Source organism: Pseudomonas sp. Hz4 (assembly GCF_054898165.1).
The window spans coordinates 5275877-5292648 of the sequence record NZ_CM142719.1; the positions used below are offsets into that span (position 1 = coordinate 5275877).

Annotated in this window: 17 protein-coding genes; 8 read left to right on the forward strand and 9 right to left on the reverse strand. The window is 58.1% G+C overall.

Features of this window, described 5'->3' with window-relative positions; all coding sequences use genetic code 11:
* Positions 1–97: 97 nt before the first annotated feature.
* The 3 genes from cgtA to rplU form a co-directional block, all read right to left on the reverse strand.
* The gene (gene cgtA, locus ACYZTR_RS24290) at positions 98–1321 is read right to left on the reverse strand and encodes an Obg family GTPase CgtA (protein ID WP_461974485.1); all 1224 of its coding nucleotides are present in this window, start codon (positions 1319–1321) and stop codon (positions 98–100) included.
* Positions 1322–1514: 193 nt separating this feature from the next.
* Positions 1515–1790, reverse strand: a complete 276-nt coding sequence (gene rpmA / locus ACYZTR_RS24295) for a 50S ribosomal protein L27 (protein ID WP_046048788.1) — start codon at positions 1788–1790, stop codon at positions 1515–1517.
* A 34-nt stretch (positions 1791–1824) separates the two neighbouring features.
* Complete coding sequence (gene rplU, locus ACYZTR_RS24300) at positions 1825–2139, reverse strand: 50S ribosomal protein L21 (RefSeq protein WP_461974488.1); 315 nt, start codon at positions 2137–2139, stop codon at positions 1825–1827.
* 240 nt (positions 2140–2379) lie between these two features.
* Here rplU and ACYZTR_RS24305 point away from each other — a divergent pair, with 240 nt between their 5' ends.
* The 3 genes from ACYZTR_RS24305 (at position 2380) to ACYZTR_RS24315 (ending at position 4265) form a co-directional block, all read left to right on the forward strand.
* Positions 2380–3348: a polyprenyl synthetase family protein gene (locus tag ACYZTR_RS24305; RefSeq protein ID WP_461974490.1), complete on the forward strand. Its 969-nt coding sequence runs from the start codon at positions 2380–2382 to the stop codon at positions 3346–3348.
* 112 nt (positions 3349–3460) lie between these two features.
* Entirely contained in the window at positions 3461–3802 is a 342-nt protein-coding gene (locus ACYZTR_RS24310; protein WP_008154270.1) for a zinc ribbon domain-containing protein YjdM, read from the forward strand.
* A 205-nt stretch (positions 3803–4007) separates the two neighbouring features.
* The gene (locus ACYZTR_RS24315; protein ID WP_008154268.1) at positions 4008–4265 is read left to right on the forward strand and encodes a PA4570 family protein; all 258 of its coding nucleotides are present in this window, start codon (positions 4008–4010) and stop codon (positions 4263–4265) included.
* A 117-nt stretch (positions 4266–4382) separates the two neighbouring features.
* Here the strand turns inward: ACYZTR_RS24315 and ACYZTR_RS24320 are convergent, their stop codons facing one another.
* From ACYZTR_RS24320 to ACYZTR_RS24330, 3 genes are all read right to left on the reverse strand, one after another.
* The gene (locus ACYZTR_RS24320; protein WP_461974493.1) at positions 4383–5000 is read right to left on the reverse strand and encodes an FKBP-type peptidyl-prolyl cis-trans isomerase; all 618 of its coding nucleotides are present in this window, start codon (positions 4998–5000) and stop codon (positions 4383–4385) included.
* 121 nt (positions 5001–5121) lie between these two features.
* On the reverse strand, positions 5122–5415 hold the full coding sequence (locus ACYZTR_RS24325) for a DUF6482 family protein (protein ID WP_282381062.1): 294 nt from the start codon (positions 5413–5415) through the stop codon (positions 5122–5124).
* A 114-nt stretch (positions 5416–5529) separates the two neighbouring features.
* On the reverse strand, positions 5530–6018 hold the full coding sequence (locus ACYZTR_RS24330; RefSeq protein WP_461974495.1) for a TIGR00645 family protein: 489 nt from the start codon (positions 6016–6018) through the stop codon (positions 5530–5532).
* Between the two features lie 171 nt (positions 6019–6189).
* Here ACYZTR_RS24330 and ACYZTR_RS24335 point away from each other — a divergent pair, with 171 nt between their 5' ends.
* Entirely contained in the window at positions 6190–8019 is a 1830-nt protein-coding gene (locus ACYZTR_RS24335; RefSeq protein ID WP_461974497.1) for a hypothetical protein, read from the forward strand.
* Between the two features lie 5 nt (positions 8020–8024).
* Here the strand turns inward: ACYZTR_RS24335 and ACYZTR_RS24340 are convergent, their stop codons facing one another.
* Both ACYZTR_RS24340 and ACYZTR_RS24345 read right to left on the reverse strand, forming a co-directional pair.
* Positions 8025–8366, reverse strand: coding sequence for a PA4575 family protein (locus ACYZTR_RS24340; RefSeq protein WP_046048783.1), 342 nt, complete (start codon positions 8364–8366; stop codon positions 8025–8027).
* Between the two features lie 213 nt (positions 8367–8579).
* Complete coding sequence (locus tag ACYZTR_RS24345) at positions 8580–11018, reverse strand: Lon protease family protein (RefSeq protein WP_461974499.1); 2439 nt, start codon at positions 11016–11018, stop codon at positions 8580–8582.
* 275 nt (positions 11019–11293) lie between these two features.
* Here ACYZTR_RS24345 and ACYZTR_RS24350 point away from each other — a divergent pair, with 275 nt between their 5' ends.
* From ACYZTR_RS24350 to ACYZTR_RS24365, 4 genes are all read left to right on the forward strand, one after another.
* Complete coding sequence (locus ACYZTR_RS24350; RefSeq protein ID WP_461974501.1) at positions 11294–11782, forward strand: DUF3015 domain-containing protein; 489 nt, start codon at positions 11294–11296, stop codon at positions 11780–11782.
* A 93-nt stretch (positions 11783–11875) separates the two neighbouring features.
* Positions 11876–13729: an Lnb N-terminal periplasmic domain-containing protein gene (locus tag ACYZTR_RS24355; RefSeq protein WP_461974503.1), complete on the forward strand. Its 1854-nt coding sequence runs from the start codon at positions 11876–11878 to the stop codon at positions 13727–13729.
* Between the two features lie 83 nt (positions 13730–13812).
* Entirely contained in the window at positions 13813–14169 is a 357-nt protein-coding gene (locus ACYZTR_RS24360) for a hypothetical protein (RefSeq protein WP_461974505.1), read from the forward strand.
* 70 nt (positions 14170–14239) lie between these two features.
* Positions 14240–14734 (forward strand): GreA/GreB family elongation factor, encoded by a 495-nt coding sequence (locus ACYZTR_RS24365; RefSeq protein WP_461974507.1) that lies wholly within the window; start codon positions 14240–14242, stop codon positions 14732–14734.
* Positions 14735–14827: 93 nt separating this feature from the next.
* On the opposite strand, the gene ettA is transcribed toward ACYZTR_RS24365, so the two are convergent.
* Positions 14828–16492 (reverse strand): energy-dependent translational throttle protein EttA, encoded by a 1665-nt coding sequence (gene ettA / locus ACYZTR_RS24370; protein WP_461974509.1) that lies wholly within the window; start codon positions 16490–16492, stop codon positions 14828–14830.
* Between the last annotated feature and the right edge of the window lie 280 nt (positions 16493–16772).

Below are 16772 nucleotides of genomic sequence, written 5' to 3' on the forward strand. Positions count from 1 at the left end.
CGCGACCCAGCGCTGCCCGTGACGTTATTCGTGACTACCGATTTCCAGATACTAAAACGCCGCTCGATTGAGCGGCGTTTAAGTTTACTGCAACGAATCAGTCACGCACGTAAATGATTTCCGGACCGTCTTCGTCATCCACATCTTCTTCATCCCAATCATCGTCGCCGATGTCGTGGACCGACTTCACGCCGCTACGGCGCAGGGCACGCTGGTCATCCAGGGCCTGCAGCTGAGCACGGGCTTCGTCTTCGATGCGCTGATCGAGTTCGGCCAACTCTTCTTTGTAGACGGGGTCGTTAGCCAGGCGATCGGCACGATCTTCCATGTAACGCATGATGTCGTGGCACAGACGCTCAGTGCCGAGCTTGGAGATAGCCGAGATCACGTAGACCGGACCGGTCCATTCCAGGCGATCAACGATCTCCTTGACGCGCTCATCGTGCTCTTCTTCAAGGATCTGGTCGCACTTGTTCAGCACCAGCCAACGATCACGCTCAGCCAGGGACGGGCTGAACTTGGTCAGTTCGCTGACGATCACTTCAGCAGCATCCGGCGCGCTGGCGTCATCGAGCGGCGCCATGTCCACCAGGTGCAGCAGCAAACGGGTACGCGACAAGTGCTTGAGGAAACGAATCCCCAGGCCCGCGCCGTCGGAAGCGCCTTCGATCAGACCCGGAATGTCCGCGACCACGAAGCTTTTCCAGCGATCGACACTGACCACGCCCAGGTTCGGCACCAACGTGGTGAACGGGTAGTCGGCGACTTTCGGCTTGGCGGCCGACACCGAACGAATGAAAGTACTCTTGCCAGCATTCGGCAAGCCCAGCAGACCGACGTCAGCCAACACCTTCATTTCCAGCTTCAGATCACGCGCTTCACCCGGCTTGCCCGGAGTGGTCTGACGCGGAGCACGGTTGGTACTGGACTTGAATCGGGTGTTACCCAGACCATGCCAGCCGCCGTGAGCAACCAACAGACGCTGACCAGCTTTTGTCAGGTCGCCAATCACTTCCTGAGTAGCGGAGTCGATGACGGTGGTGCCGACCGGGACACGCAGCACCAGCTCTTCACCTTTCTTGCCGGTGCAGTCAGTGCTGCCGCCGTTGGAACCGCGCTCGGCATCGAAGTGCCGGGTGTAACGGTAGTCCACCAGGGTGTTGAGGTTTTCGTCGGCGATCATATAGACCGAGCCGCCATCACCACCGTCACCGCCGTTCGGGCCGCCGTTTTCAATGAATTTCTCGCGACGGAAGCTCATGCAACCGTTGCCGCCGTCACCGGCCTTTACTCGAATCGATACTTCATCAACAAACTTCATAACACAACGCCTCTCGCCATACGGACGAGCCGAAAAAACCTAGACATAAGACTCTTGCAAAAATGAGCGCAGCGACCTCAATCAACGACCGCAAATCCAGCGCTGGAGCCCATCACAAACAGCTTTGCAAGAGACTCACCCCACAAACGAAAAAGCCCCGTCGCAAGACAGGGCTTTTCCAGCATCTACGTAATTATGCCGCGACGACTGCAGTCTTCGGAACAATGCTTACGTAACGGCGATTGAAAGCGCCTTTTACTTCGAACTTGATCACGCCGTCGATTTTAGCGAACAGAGTGTGATCTTTACCCATGCCAACACCGTAACCGGCGTGGAATTGGGTGCCGCGCTGACGCACGATGATGTTGCCCGGAATGATAACCTGGCCGCCATACATCTTCACGCCAAGGCGTTTGGCTTCTGAGTCGCGACCGTTACGGGTACTACCACCAGCTTTTTTGTGTGCCATGAGTCAATTCTCCTAGTGAGGAATTAGGCTGAAATTAAGCCTGAATACCGGTGATTTTGATCTCGGTGTACCACTGGCGGTGGCCCATACGCTTCATGTGGTGCTTACGACGACGGAACTTGATGATGCGGACTTTATCGTGACGACCTTGGGAGATCACTTCAGCCACAACGGTAGCGCCAACAACAACTGGAGCGCCGATGTTCACGTCATCGCCATTGGCAACCAACAGAACGCGATCAAAAGTAACGGATTCGCCAGTAGCGATTTCCAGTTTTTCGATCTTCAGGTATTCACCTGGGGCGACCTTGTATTGCTTGCCACCAGTAACAATTACTGCGTACGACATGGTATTTCTCCGATAATCCTGCTCACCCAGCTCTTTATAAGAAGAGGTATTGGCTGGCATGGCTGCATAAGGCTGGAAGGCCTGTTTGCAATTGCGTAAGGCAGGTGCTGCCCAGGAAGTTCAGGGTGCGCGATTGTACGCAAGCTGCCGGGACGTTGCAAGAGGCCGTCCATCGTACCTTGACACCCGCCGACGTGGGTCCTAGCATGCCGCGCAACCCTTCTGGAGCAACTGTCGCTGATGCAACCCCAAGCTTTCTACCGCGCGGTGGCGGACGATTTTAGCGCCGTCGACGGCATCATCAAGAAGCAGCTGACTTCCCGAGTGCCGCTGGTATCGAAAATCGGCGACTACATTACCTCGGCTGGCGGTAAACGCCTGCGTCCATTATTAGTGCTGCTGTGTGGCAAGGCCCTGGGCCGCGAAGGCGATGACCTGCGCTTGCTGGCCGCGACCATCGAGTTCCTGCACACCGCGACCCTGCTGCATGACGACGTGGTCGACATGTCCGGCATGCGTCGTGGCCGCTCGACTGCCAACGCCATGTGGGGCAACGCTCCGAGCGTACTGGTGGGCGACTTCCTGTATTCGCGGTCCTTCGAAATGATGGTCGAACTGGGCTCCATGCCGGTCATGAAGATCCTTTCGCAAGCCACGCGCATCATCGCCGAAGGCGAAGTGTTGCAGCTGTCCAAGGTTCGTGACGCCAGCACCACTGAAGAAACCTACATGGAGGTCATCCGCGGCAAGACCGCGATGCTCTTCGAAGCGTCGACCCACAGCGCCGCAGCCCTGTGCGAAGCCACGCCGGAGCAGAGCGAAGCGCTACGTACCTTCGGCGACCACCTGGGCGTAGCCTTCCAACTGGTGGACGACCTGCTGGACTACAAAGGTGACGCTGAAACCCTGGGCAAGAACGTCGGTGACGACCTGGCTGAAGGCAAGCCGACCCTGCCGTTGATCTATACCATGCGTGAAGGTACGCCGGAGCAGGCTGCACTGGTTCGCAAGGCGATCCAGAAAGGCGGTATCGAAGACCTGGAAAGCATCCGCGAAGCCGTGGAAGCGTCAGGCTCGCTGGAGTACACCGCCCAACTGGCTCGCGACTACGTGGCCCGCGCAATCAAATGCCTCGATGCGCTGCCAGCCAGCGAGTATCGCGATGCGCTGGTCGAATTGAGCGAGTTTGCGGTCGCACGCACGCACTGACAGACCTCAACCTGTGGGAGCCCTCTCCCACAGGTTTGCTCCCTCACCCTCCTGCGCCTAAAAACCCTATACAATGTGCGACTTTTAGCGACCCTGACTCCAAGGAGCTTTAGTGAGCACGTTGCCACCCTGCCCAAAATGCAATTCCGAATACACCTACGAAGACGGCGCCCAGCTGATCTGCCCTGAGTGCGCCCACGAGTGGTCCGCCAGCGGCGAAGCCGAAGCAGTGTCCGATGACACCGTAAAAAAGGATTCGGTGGGCAATGTCCTGCAGGACGGCGACACCATCACCGTGATCAAGGACCTCAAGGTCAAAGGCACGTCGCTGGTGGTCAAGGTCGGCACCAAGGTCAAGAACATCCGCCTGTGCGATGGCGATCACGACATCGATTGCAAGATCGACGGCATCGGCCCGATGAAGCTCAAATCCGAGTTCGTCAGAAAAGTCTGAACCTGTTGTCTTCCATCCTGCGCCCTGCGTGGGATGGTGTTTAACCTCCCCCGCTTTACCCAACAACCCTTCGCAATAGCCAAACGCCAGCCGTTCTGACCTTACGCAATCTTTACCCGGAAAAATACTCAAACCGCCAATAGGCCCTTGCTATTTATTGAATAGGAATTATTCTCATCGGAACCAATCAATGGAGATGAGACCCATGACTTATTTGATCGATGCCTGGCTGGACCGGCCACACCCTTACCTCAGGATTCTCCATCGGGAAACCGGGGAAGTCTGTGCGGTGCTTGAAGAAGAAGCCTTGAACGAGCTGCAGGATCAGGGTGATCTGGACGTCAACGGCTTGAGTTCCAGCGAGCCGGTGGTGCTCAAGGAACTGGTGCGCAATCTGTTTCTGTTCTGCTATGCCCGGGCATTGCGCCCGACAAGCGAACTGCACCACAAGATCGAGATATGAGAAACGCGACAAAACCTTGTAGGAGCAAAGCTTGCTCGCGATGCAGACAACTCGGTTCAAACTTGAAACCGAGGTGATGCATTCGCGAGCAAGCTTCGCTCCTACAGGATCAAGGGATTACAGAACGTCGAGCAGTTCGACGTCGAATACCAGTACGCTGTGCGGTGGAATGCTACCAACGCCTTGAGCGCCGTAAGCCAGTTCGCTCGGCACGTACAGACGCCATTTGCTACCGGCGTTCATCAGTTGCAGGGCTTCGGTCCAGCCAGCGATCACGCCGCCGACCGGGAATTCTGCAGGCTGACCACGATCGTAGGAGCTGTCGAACACAGTGCCGTCGATCAGGGTGCCGTGGTAGTGAGTACGCACTTGATCTTCACGGGTTGGCTTGGCGCCTTCACCGGCGGTCAGCACTTCGAATTGCAGGCCGGAAGCCAGGGTGGTGATGCCGTCACGCTTGGCGTTATCAGCCAGGAATGCCAGGCCTTCGCCAGCAGCTGCTTCAGCTTTGGCGGCTGCTTCAGCTTGCATGATTTCGCGGATAACCTTGAAACTTGCGGACATTTCTTCCTGACCCACACGGCTTTCCTTGCCGGCGAATGCGTCGGTCAGACCCGCCAGGATCGCGTCCAGGTTAACGCCCGGCGGCGGGTTGTCGCGCAGTTGGTCGCCCAGCTGACGGCCAATACCGTAGCTGACGCGGGTTTCGTCGGTGGACAGATTTACTTCGGACATGACACTGCTCCGCTGTGCGGACGGCTCTGGAACTTGCCGTGCGTGCACAGCGCATCCCGGAGCGCCCGGAACCAAAAGGGCCAGCAGACTAGCACAGATGCCATCGCGTTGATGAGCGCCGTCAGTGCTGCCACGCGATTGGTACCTTCAGGCTTTCCTCGATGCCGAGTCCACACATCTCGTCATGAACCGAAACATGTACAAGATTGAATGGCAAGCTGGGAAAGGCGTGAAGCACTTCACGCGCATGCTCGACCGAGCGCAGATGAAACATCTGGCCGCGGGCATCACTCAATGGATACGCCGCGCCATGCATCCGCGCTTCCAACAGGTAGATCCCACCTTCCATCGAGATCAGGTTGAGCTCATCGATCTTCCCGGCGATGGCATAGGCATTCAACTCTTGCAGGTCCATGAACACACCTCACACAGTGGCGAGCCAAGATCCTTATAGGCATAAGCCTCGGCGCATCAAAGTACAAGCCACAAACGACACCGCCCGTCTGTTTCACAACTCTGTGTCTAGCTATCAGTGTTTGGTCAGCTTATCCAGATAACCCATGGCAAACGCGGAAATCACGAAGGTCATGTGGATGATCACGTACCACTTCAAATGCTCGGGATCGACGTTCTTGGCGTCCATGAAAACCCGCAGCAGGTGGATGGACGAAATCGCCACGATGGAAGCGGCCACCTTCATCTTCAATGAAGAGGAGTCCATGGTGCCCAACCAGTTGAGCTTCTCCTTGCCTTCGTCGATATCCAGTTGGGAAACGAAGTTCTCGTACCCGGAGATCATCACCATCACCAGCAGGCCGCCCACCAGCGCCATGTCGATCAGCGACAGCAGCACCAAAATCAGATCCGACTCGGCCATCGAGAACACGTTAGGGATGACGTGAAACACTTCCTGGAAGAATTTCAGCGCCAGCGCCAGCAGCCCCAGGGACAGACCGAAGTAGATCGGCGCCAGCAGCCAGCGGGAGGCGTACATTGCATTTTCGATAAAGCGTTCCATTAAATCTCACAGGTGGGGTTGAAAATGGCCACGAGTATACCAGCCACCTGTCTATACCCAGAAGCAGCCAGAAACCGTCGGGAAATCCGCAACCTGCGCGTGTGTGACAAGGTTTTTCTGCTAGTGTCCAAAGCATTGACAGCTCAGCGACATCGGACAGGAAGACGGGAAATGGATGTGCGATTGCCTCTAACGAGCGCCGGAATTTGCCTGGCTTTGCTGATGAGCGCCTGTTCTCCCAGCGATGAGAAACGCCAGGTCAGCCTCGAGGAAAAGACTGCGCAGTTCGAGAAGTCTCTGGATGCGATACAGGATCCGAAACTCAAGGATGCCGTGGCTGAACTCGGTGGCTCACTGTTGTTGCTCGAGCGCGCGCAACTCAAGCTCGACAGCAAACCGGTGGAAACAGAATACGGCGAAGACGCCCTCGCCGTGCTCAAGCACTACCCCACGCCACAAGCCTTGGTCGACACGTACATCAACGGTCTGTTCGTGCTGCACAAAGACTCCAGTTCCGACTACCTGACCGATCTGCAACCGGTGTTCCCTTTTAACTTCAACATTCCGGCTGCGTTTCTCTTTCCCCATGGCCTGGAATGGCAATCAGTGACCCTGAGCAACAAACGCGTCATCGCGTTTCAGCCGGAATGGTCGGAAACCGATCCAGGTATACAGTTAAGCCCGTCGAGCTCAAACCTGACCCACCCCGACGACCTGACGGTGACCTACCCCTTCATCGATGGCCTGGACGTCGACAACAAGCACCAGCCACAACCGGTGAGCCTGCAAGGCAAGGTGGAAGTGATCGCACCGCGCCGGCTCTACAGCTTCGACCTGACAAAAAAGGACGTTGGCCAGACTCGCACCAACGACAACCTCAGCGTCACCCTGCTGAACCTTGCCAACAACTACGCCGAAATCGAATTCAACAACAGCGCACCACTGGCCCCCGAGGTCAGCGAAACACCGTTGAACCCGCTGATCGTTCAGGCCAAGGACAGCACCGGGCAATTTCTCTCGCGCTCAGGCTCGATCAATGAAACCGCAGCACAAATTGCTTTCTATCAACAGCAACTGGCGAAAATGCAGCAGCAGAAAGCCTGGAGCGAGCACTTCGAAAAACAGATCGATGAAGAGCAGCGCGCGTTTGAGAAGCAACAGAGCCACCATTATTCCAAGGTGTACTTCAACGGGCCGATCCAGACCCTCGATGTCAGCGTACTGGACTTTTCAACCGCCACAGTGACCCGCAAGGACCTGGACCTGTCAGTCCGACGCTTCGACTCACACACCACGGAAAAGACCATCCAGCCACTGACTTTGCCGGTGGTGGTGTACGACGACCAGGCCCCGATCTGGCTCAAAGGCGCAACGCTCGGTGAGGAACAACTGAAAAAGAATGTCAGTATCAGTCAGTCGGTCGAAGACCCCAGCGCCGCGCGTATCGAGTTCTATCATTCCAAAAGCTTCAATGACGAGTTGCTCGGCACCTCCTTCAACCCCGGCGAGAGTCCGGTCAGCTTCTTTACCGAGGACGGTAATGGCAAACGCGATGAACCGATTGAATTGCCGCCAGAGGCTTACCAGGTTGATCCTCTGCGCGGCACCATTACCTACGACTTGAACTTGTTTGCGCAAACCCCGGCTTACGCGGTGGGCTCCATGCCGCTGTTCCTCGCCACCGTCGAAAAGAAAACCATCGACGCCCACCAGTTGCCCAAAGGCCTGGTGCTCAAAGGCAATGCGCTGGTGGTTGATCTGAAGCTGTTTCCCGCCCAGGACTGGCGTTTCTTCGCCCAGGACGACAGCGGCAGTTATCTGAAGGAGATTCTTTCGGTCATTCACGATGCGAGCGCAGAAGGCCCGGCATTATTGGGCGTGCATTACTTCTACGGGCAGCCTGCCCGACTGGAAACCTATCAACGAACCGACCTCGCCACCGTGCAATATGGTTTCGAGGTCAAACTCGACAAGGCGGACACGTCCCACCTTGCCCAATAACCTGTTCAGTGCTCGGGGCGAAACTCGAAACCTCCAGGATTTCGGCAACGACCACCATTGATTTCCCGCAGCTGAGCTTGCAGGTGCAGGCACCAGATTTGCGGATCATCGGCCAGCTCATAGCCGTGTAGAGTGAGGCTTTCAACGATGGTGTCGAGGATCGACTCAGCCACAAACGGACCATGAAAAGGGCCCTGAGCCTTAATGGCAGAAGGTTGTTCGCCGGCCATTCCGGCGGCAAAGAGTAAGGTCCACATGCCCGTATCTCCCGCCAATGGGCGGATGGCACACTCGATACGGGTCACAAGGCCCAGGCATTGACGGGTGAGGCAGAGGTTGCGCGACATGGCGGCGACCCTCGGTAGATCCGGTATTCAGCCCCCACGGGAGGGCTGTCTCGATCCAGTGATTACTGTCGATATCCTTGAGCTGAGAATAGAAGAAAAGTTTGACTTGTACGTCAGGTGAGACCGAAAGGCGCCGAATGGTCATTGTGTGAATATTGACGCCAGAGCGATGGCACTGATCGTTCCCACGCTCCGCGTGGGAACGACCACCGTTTAGGCCGGTTTAGCCTCGACCAGTGCCTCCTGCGCAGCTTCTTTTTCGGCTTCCTTGAGGTCTTCTTCGCTGATCATTTCTGCGATGACCCGCAGGCGTTCTACCACCCGCGCGTTAACGCTGCCTTCAGGGAACTGGCCATCGGCGTCTGGCGCACCGGCCGGCTCGCCAACCAACAGGCTCAGCGCCTCATCGGCCTGGCGCACGGCGTAGACGTGGAACTGCCCCGCGCGCACCGCCGCCAGCACTTTCTCGTCGAGCATCAGCGTGGCAACGTTGGCCTGAGGAATGATCGCCCCTTGCTCCCCGGTCAACCCGCGCGCTTCGCAGAGTCGGAAGAAGCCTTCGATCTTCTCGTTGACCCCACCCACCGCCTGCACTTCACCGAACTGGTTGATCGAGCCGGTGATCGCAAAACACTGCTTGAGCGGGGTTTTCGACAAGGCCGAAATCAAGGTGCAAGCCTCGCCCAGCGACGCACTGTCGCCATCGACGTAACCGTAGGACTGCTCCAGGGCGATACTCGCGGAAATCGCCAGCGGGAATTCCTGGGCGTAACGGCTGCCCAGATACCCGGTGAGGATCATCACGCCTTTGGAGTGAATGGGCTGGCCGAGGTTGACCTCGCGTTCGATGTCGACGATGCCGCTACCGCCCGGATACACCGTGGCGGAAATCCGCGCCGGCACACCAAACGCCGAGTCGCCGACCTCCAGCACTGTCAGCCCGTTACATTTACCCACCGCCGCGCCATCCGTGTCGATCAGGATGATTCCCGCCAGCATGTCATCAAGAATCCGCGCCGAGACGCGCCCGGTGCGCGTGGCCTTGGCCTTGAGCGCACGTTCGATGTGCCCGGCGTCGGTCATTTCATCACCGGCCAGTTGGCGAATGAAATCCGCCTCGCTGACCAGTTGGAACAGATCACCGATCCGCGCCGACAAGCGCCCCTGGTGCTCAGCCAGGCGAGCACTGTAAGTCGCCAGACGCGCCACCGCATCAGCGGTCAGCGGCGCCATGCCTTCTTCGGAGGTGCGGGTTTTGAGCAACTGGGCGAACTGCTCGAGGCTTTCGTCAACCATCGGGATGTCTTCGTCGAAGTCCACCAGGACGCGGAACATCTCCTGGAAGTCCGGATCGAGGTCTTGCAGCGTGTAATAGAGCTGGCGGGCACCGATGATGACGACTTTGACCTGCAACGGGATATGTTGCGGAGTCAGGGTCACGGTGGCGAAACGGCCCATCTCGCCCAGCGGCGATTCCATTTTCAGCTTGCGCGATTGCAAGGCGCGCTTGAGCGCATCCCATACGAACGGTTCGCTGAGCATTTTCTCTGCTTCGAGGATCAGGAAACCGCCATTGGCGCGGTGCAGCGCACCCGGACGCAACTGGCGATACGTGGTGTAGAGCGCACCCTGATCGGTGGTGTACTCGATGCGGCCGAACAGGTTTTCGTAAGTCGGGTGTGGCTCGAAGACCACTGGCGCACCACCGCTGAACGGATGACCGACCACCAGGCTCGGCGCGTATTGCTCTTCCAGCAGCTTGCGGGCGACGGCGTCAGTTTTGCTGTCGTCCACCAGTTGCTCGACCACCGTCTTGAGCAGGTACACCTGCATCGCTTGCAGGTAACCGCAGACACCGGCGTTTTCCGCGTACTTTTCCGACAGCGGTGCGAGCAATGGCTGCAAGGCCAGGGTGATGGTTTCTTCGTTGAGCTGACGCATTTGATTGCTCGACTCACGCTTCCACTGCGGCAGGCTGGCGAGCTCTTCGTTCAGCCGCTCTTCCAGCCACGCAATGTCGTCGTGAAAACGTTCGCGATCGGCTTCCGGCAATTGGGCAAATTCGGCTTCGTCCACAGCCTTGCCTTCGCTCATCGGGGTGAAGGCGATATTGGTGCTGTCGCGGTACAGCGCAACTTCCTTTTCCAGCGCCAGGCGCTCGATCACATCCAGCGCGCGGTCATAGCGCTGATTGAAGGCGCGGTCGATGGCGCTTTTCTTCTGCTGGTAGGACGGGTGCTCGAACACCGCCGGAAAAATCGCCAGCAGGTTGTCGATCAAGCCGTTGATGTCATCGATAAAGGCACCGGCAGTGCCCGAGGGCAATTCCAGAGTGCGAGGTTCGCGAGGATCATCGAAATTGTTGACATAGACCCAGTCCGCCGGAGTCTGCAGGCGTTTGCCTTCGGCTTTCAGGTAGCGTTTGACGAACGAGAACCGGCCAGTGCCGGGCTCACCCATGACGAAGACGTTGTAACCGGGGCGTGGCATGGCCACACCGAACTGCAAGGCTTCGACCGCACGTTCCTGGCCAAGCACACCGCGGAAGGGCTCCAAATCATTGGTGGTAGAGAAGCTGAACTGTTCAGCGGAAAACGGACGGGTCAGCGCGTCGGGCGCTAAACGCAAGCTGGCAGCTACAGGATCAGGCATCGGGCTTCCTTACATCAGGCGGGGCAGATAGCGGCATTCTGGCGCTGCCCATACCTTACTTGCAAGGCGCGCCTCTAGCCAAAGCATAGACAAAGCGGCATCGCTAAGCGGGCCGGGTTTAAATCAATGTTTTCAACGAATGTTATGCAAAAAATAACGGAACCTCAGGAACGTGCCTAAACTCCAAATTGCGCGGCTGGAACAATAACCGGCCCACTGGCGCCAGATCGGGCCAGACCCCTTGTCCATTGGTATGCACATAAGAGAACAAAGCTATGAAACGGATTCTTCTCGGTACTCTCTTCACCGCTGTATCCCTCAACGCCATGGCTCAGGCGCCAGGCGGCCCGGATTGCGGTTGGGGCAACATGCTGTTCGAAGGTCAGCGTGGCACCCCGGCTCACTTCCTGGCATCCACCACCAACGGCACTTCCGGCAACGCAACATTTGGTATGACTTCTGGTACCAACGGTTGCTCGACTAATGCGTCGCTGACCTACGGCGGCAAATCCTGGATTGCCATGAATGGCATGATGAACGAGCTGTCCGAAGACATGGCTAAGGGTCAGGGCGAAGCGCTGACCACTTACGCCGTGGTAATGGGCGTGGCGCCGGAAGACCGTGCGCACTTCGCCGCCGTCACTCATGAGCACTTCCAGCAGATCTTCAGCAAGGCTGACGTGACCGCTGACGACGTGCATACCAACACCCTGGCCGTTCTGAAGAACGATCCTCGTCTGGCTAAGTACGCTACTCAAGCTTAAGCTCGACCCGCCCGTTCCTTTCGGGGAACGGGTTTTATTTTTTGGACCTGACCCTTTTTGGTCTTTGTATTCTTCGAGTTTAAGTAGCCCACTATGCTCAAACGCCTTGCCTGGCTGGCGCTCTGTGTCTGCGCCCCGCTGACCGCCGCGCCTCACATAGACAATCAACGTTTGCAGCAACTGGCCAACGACCCCTTCTGGATTTCCCTGGGCCATTACGAAACCGCCAAACTCGGCGGCTGGCGCAGCTATGTCAGCGACAAGAAATTCTTCCTCGCCACCGACGGCAATGAACACCCTGACCGTGAGCTGGCGGCGACCGTGCAAGCGCTGTACGCCCCGGCCAGTGCCGGCGAAAAACATGCGCAATGCGTCTACCCCGCGCGCACCCGCTGGCTGAAGGCACAGCTCAACCTGAGCGATCTGCCGAAGCTTCCCTGCACTGAATTCAAGCAATGGTTCAAGGATGTTTCGCCTCACAGTGCGGTGATGATTTTCCCGGCGGCCTATCTGAACAGCCCGTCATCGATGTTCGGCCACACGCTGCTGCGCATCGACCAGGCCAATGTGCAGAGCGATCAAACCGCCCTGCTCAGTTATGCGATCAACTTCGGCGCGTACATTGAAGGTTCCGACAACAGCATCCTGTATGCCTGGAAAGGCTTGATGGGCGGCTATCCTGGTTTGTTCGCGCTGGTGCCTTATCAGGAAAAGCTCTCGGAATACCGCAGTCTGGAGAACCGCGATCTGTGGGAATACCGCCTGAACCTGACCCAGGCAGAAACCGAGCGCATGGTCGAGCACGTCTGGGAACTGAAACAGATCCAGTTCGACTATTTCTTCTTCGACGAAAACTGCTCCTATCGCCTGCTGGAACTGCTGCAAGTGGCCCGCCCGAGCCTGCGTTTGACCGAACAATTCCCGCTGACCGCGATTCCTACGGACACCGTGAAAGCGGTGAAAGAAGCCGGGCTGGTGGAATCCATTCAGTATCGACCGTCTCGCGAACGTGAACTGCTGAGCCGCGCCGAGCCGTTGACCGATGAAGAACAGGATTGGGTGCTGAACGTCAGCGCAGACCAGAAGCAGTTGCAGGCGCCGGCGTTCAAGGCTCAACCACGCGAGCGTCAGGCGCTGATCATCGACGCGGCCTATCGCCTGGAGCGCTACCGCGCCAACGGTCAGGAACGTGACCCGCAACGGGCGCAGCGCAGTTTCGAACTGCTGCGGGCGATCAACCAGAACCCGGCACCGGAACTGGACATCCCGCAACCCGGCCTGCCCGAGGATGGCCATGAATCGCGAACCTGGCAGGCCGGCATCGGCACTCGGGGCGACAAGGCTTTTGGCGAATATGGCCTGCGCATGGCGTATCACGATCTCAACGACAACGCCGATAGTTTCCCCCTCGGTGCACAGATCGAAATCCTGCAAATGAAACTGCGCCAGTACGAAGGCAATCACTGGCAGTTGCAGCAATTGGACCTGGCGACCATCCGTTCCCTGACCCCGCGCAATGAGTTGCTGCAACCGCTCTCATGGCAGGTCACCGGCGGCCTGGAGCGAGTGCCCGGCAAACATGATGACGAAACCCTGGTCAGCCACGTCAATGGCGGTGGCGGCGGTACCTGGCAACTGGGCGACGACATGCTCGGCTTTGCCTTGGGCACGGTGCGCGTGGAGCACAACAATGACTTCGCCGCTTTTATCGCTCCGGCGGCGGGTTTCAATACGGGCCTGCTGTGGGACAACCCGCTGGGCAACTTCAGCCTGGAGGCCAAAGGTGATTACTTCACCAATGGCGAAGTGCGCCGTAGCGTGAGTCTGACTCAGCAGTGGGAATTGTCGCGCAACCTGGGTGTGCGCCTGAGTGCCCAGCGCGAATTCAGCCACCTGGCTTCGCCCGAGAACGAAGTAATGCTTGAGGTGAAGTGGTATCACTACTGATCTTTTGATCTTTCTTTCACATCCCGCTCACGAATCCACTCCTAGACTTCTCATATAGGCCGTTGACGGCTTGGGAGTCTGAGATGTGGCGTTGCGTGGGTGTGGTGGGTTTGCTGATGTTGATCGCGGGTTGCCAGACGACCCACGAGGATCTGATCGCCAAGGGCTATCCACCAGCGTTCGCCGATGGCTTCGATGACGGGTGCAGCAGTGGCCGGCAAGCCGCTGGCGCAATCACGGGTGAGTTTCGCAAAAACGTCTCGCGTTACCTCAAGGACAAGCAGTACGCCGAGGGCTGGAGCGATGGCTTCCGCCAGTGCCAGGCCATGCGCGAAAGCGAGGATCGCGACGAGTATCGCCGCCACCATTGGGACGACCGGGACAAAGCCTGGCAACAGCACAAAGATCAAGACGCCGCCCGTGCCTATCGCTCGCAATGAGTCGCTGACAGACATCCCTCGAAACTAAAAGCCTGCGACCATGGCCCAAACCCTATAACGGGAGAAAACCATGAGTCGCGCTTTCGTCAATGAAGATAACGTCGCCGCGCAAGCCGATCAGCCAGTCGAACGGCAGGTCAGTGCGCAGCCCAATTACGTCACGCCCACGGGGCTTACGCAGCTTCAGGCGAAAGTCGCCGAGGTGCAAAACCTGCTCAATGAACAGAGTTCGAGGGGTGAACTGGCGGACAAACAGCGTCAGGCCGACCTTGAGCGCGACTGGCGGTATTTCAATCAACGCCTGCAAAGCGCTCAGTTAGTCGTACCGGCCTCCTCGACCCACAAAGTGCAGATGGGGGCCTGGGTGACCTTTGCCGATGAACAGGGCAACGAACAACGCGTGCAGTTGGTGGGCGAGGATCAGGCGGATGCCGCGAGCGGGTTGATCAACTGGGGCTCGCCGCTGGGGCGGGCGTTGCTGGGCGCGCAGGTCGGGGATGAAGTGCTGTGGAAACGGCCGGCGGGGGATTTGTTGATTGAGGTGTTGGGCATAGAAATCGGGTGACCTTTAGGCCGCCTTCGCGACGCGGTCTACCTGAAAAACACCCATAAAAAAACGGAGCCCGAGGCTCCGTTTTTTTCATGCGCCAACCTGAAATCAGGCCAGTTTTTTGTGCCGTACACGATGCGGCTGGGCAGCGGCTTCGCCAAGACGTTTGCGCCGATCGGCTTCGTACTCGGTGTAGTTGCCTTCGAAGAACACCGCTTGCGAGTCGTCTTCGTACGCCAGGATGTGAGTCGCGACGCGGTCAAGGAACCACCGATCGTGAGAGATCACAATGGCAGCGCCCGGGAAGTCCAGCAGGGCTTCTTCCAGGGAACGCAGGGTTTCAACGTCGAGGTCGTTGGACGGTTCGTCGAGCAGCAGGACGTTGCCGCCCTCTTTCAAGGTCAGGGCCAGGTGCAAGCGACCGCGCTCACCACCGGACAGGTCCTTGACGAACTTCTGTTGATCGCCGCCCTTGAAGTTGAAGCGGCCGACGTAGGTGCGCGACGGGATCTCGTAGTTGCCAATGCGGATCTGGTCGGAACCGTCGGAGATTTGCTGGAATACAGTCTTGCTGCCGTCCAGGTCTTCGCGGCTCTGATCGACGCATGCCAGTTGCACGGTTTCGCCGACTTCGATGCTGCCAGAATCCGGAGTTTCCTTGCCCATCAGCATGCGGAACAGGGTCGATTTACCGGCACCGTTACCGCCGATCACGCCAACGATGGCGCCTTTAGGCATGGAGAACGACAGGTTGTCGATCAACACGCGATCGCCATAGCCCTTGGAGACGTTCTTGAATTCAATGACCTTGTCGCCCAGGCGCGGACCGGCCGGGATGTAGATCTCGTTGGTTTCGCTGCGCTTCTGGAATTCCTGCGATTGCATTTCTTCGAAGCGTTGCAGACGAGCCTTGGATTTGGACTGGCGGGCCTTGGCGCCTTTGCGCACCCACTCCAGCTCTTCCTTCATGGCTTTTTCATGGGCCGACTGCTGCTTGGATTCGGCAGCCAGACGATTGGACTTGGCTTCAAGCCAGCCCGAATAATTGCCCTCGTACGGGATACCGGCGCCGCGGTCGAGCTCGAGGATCCAGCCGGCGACGTTGTCCAGGAAGTAACGGTCGTGCGTGATCGCTACCACGGTACCCGGGAAATCGTGGAGGAAATGCTCCAGCCAGGCGACGGAATCGGCGTCCAGGTGGTTGGTCGGTTCGTCGAGCAGCAGCATGTCGGGGGCGGACAGCAGCAGGCGGCACAGGGCCACACGACGCTTTTCACCACCGGACAGGAATTCGACCTTGGCATCCCACGCTGGCAGGCGCAACGCATCGGCGGCGACTTCCAGTTGGCGATCCAGGTTGTGACCGTCGCTGGCCTGCAGGATGGCTTCGAGTTTGGCTTGTTCAGCGGCCAGTTTGTCGAAGTCGGCGTCCTCATCAGCGTAAGCCGCGTAGACCTCGTCCAGGCGCGCCTGGGCGTTCTTGATCACGCTGACCGCTTCCTCGACCACTTCACGCACAGTCTTGGTCGGGTCCAGGATCGGTTCTTGCGGCAGGTAGCCGATGTTCAGGTCCGGCATCGGACGAGCTTCGCCGTCGAACTCGGTGTCGACGCCTGCCATGATTTTCAACAGCGTGGATTTACCCGAACCGTTAAGGCCGAGTACGCCAATCTTGGCGCCCGGGAAGAAGGACAGAGAAATGTTTTTCAGGATTTCCCGCTTCGGCGGAACAACTTTACCCAGCCGATGCATGGTGAATACGTATTGAGCCATGGAGAACCTAGGGTCAGTGAACGATGAATGAGTGGGGCGCGGGCGATGCCCGGCCAGGCCGTGCGCGTCGTCCGATTGATGGGTATCAATGCGTGCGCGCTAAAAAAGCCTGAGTCTAGGAGCTGGAACGCTCCCGCTTAACCGGCAAAGCTACCTGATTGACAGAAGGCAGTCCAGCCGAGCGGGACTGGCACTTTGCCACAACTCAAGGCATGCTAGCCGCCCTTCGGGCGTCCGGCTTATAGTGCACGTCGCGCCAGTCCAGCCAAACCGCAGGATT

Coding starts and splice junctions, on each gene's coding strand:
- ACYZTR_RS24335 (WP_461974497.1), top strand. CDS start 6,190: ATGGATGTGCGATTGCCTCTAACGAGCGCCGGAATTTGCCTGGCTTTG.
- cgtA (WP_461974485.1), bottom strand. CDS start 1,321: ATGAAGTTTGTTGATGAAGTATCGATTCGAGTAAAGGCCGGTGACGGC.
- rpmA (WP_046048788.1), bottom strand. CDS start 1,790: ATGGCACACAAAAAAGCTGGTGGTAGTACCCGTAACGGTCGCGACTCA.
- ACYZTR_RS24360 (WP_461974505.1), top strand. CDS start 13,813: ATGTGGCGTTGCGTGGGTGTGGTGGGTTTGCTGATGTTGATCGCGGGT.
- ettA (WP_461974509.1), bottom strand. CDS start 16,492: ATGGCTCAATACGTATTCACCATGCATCGGCTGGGTAAAGTTGTTCCG.
- ACYZTR_RS24325 (WP_282381062.1), bottom strand. CDS start 5,415: ATGGACCTGCAAGAGTTGAATGCCTATGCCATCGCCGGGAAGATCGAT.
- ACYZTR_RS24355 (WP_461974503.1), top strand. CDS start 11,876: ATGCTCAAACGCCTTGCCTGGCTGGCGCTCTGTGTCTGCGCCCCGCTG.
- ACYZTR_RS24340 (WP_046048783.1), bottom strand. CDS start 8,366: ATGTCGCGCAACCTCTGCCTCACCCGTCAATGCCTGGGCCTTGTGACC.
- ACYZTR_RS24350 (WP_461974501.1), top strand. CDS start 11,294: ATGAAACGGATTCTTCTCGGTACTCTCTTCACCGCTGTATCCCTCAAC.
- ACYZTR_RS24305 (WP_461974490.1), top strand. CDS start 2,380: ATGCAACCCCAAGCTTTCTACCGCGCGGTGGCGGACGATTTTAGCGCC.
- ACYZTR_RS24345 (WP_461974499.1), bottom strand. CDS start 11,018: ATGCCTGATCCTGTAGCTGCCAGCTTGCGTTTAGCGCCCGACGCGCTG.
- ACYZTR_RS24365 (WP_461974507.1), top strand. CDS start 14,240: ATGAGTCGCGCTTTCGTCAATGAAGATAACGTCGCCGCGCAAGCCGAT.
- ACYZTR_RS24315 (WP_008154268.1), top strand. CDS start 4,008: ATGACTTATTTGATCGATGCCTGGCTGGACCGGCCACACCCTTACCTC.
- ACYZTR_RS24330 (WP_461974495.1), bottom strand. CDS start 6,018: ATGGAACGCTTTATCGAAAATGCAATGTACGCCTCCCGCTGGCTGCTG.
- ACYZTR_RS24320 (WP_461974493.1), bottom strand. CDS start 5,000: ATGTCCGAAGTAAATCTGTCCACCGACGAAACCCGCGTCAGCTACGGT.
- rplU (WP_461974488.1), bottom strand. CDS start 2,139: ATGTCGTACGCAGTAATTGTTACTGGTGGCAAGCAATACAAGGTCGCC.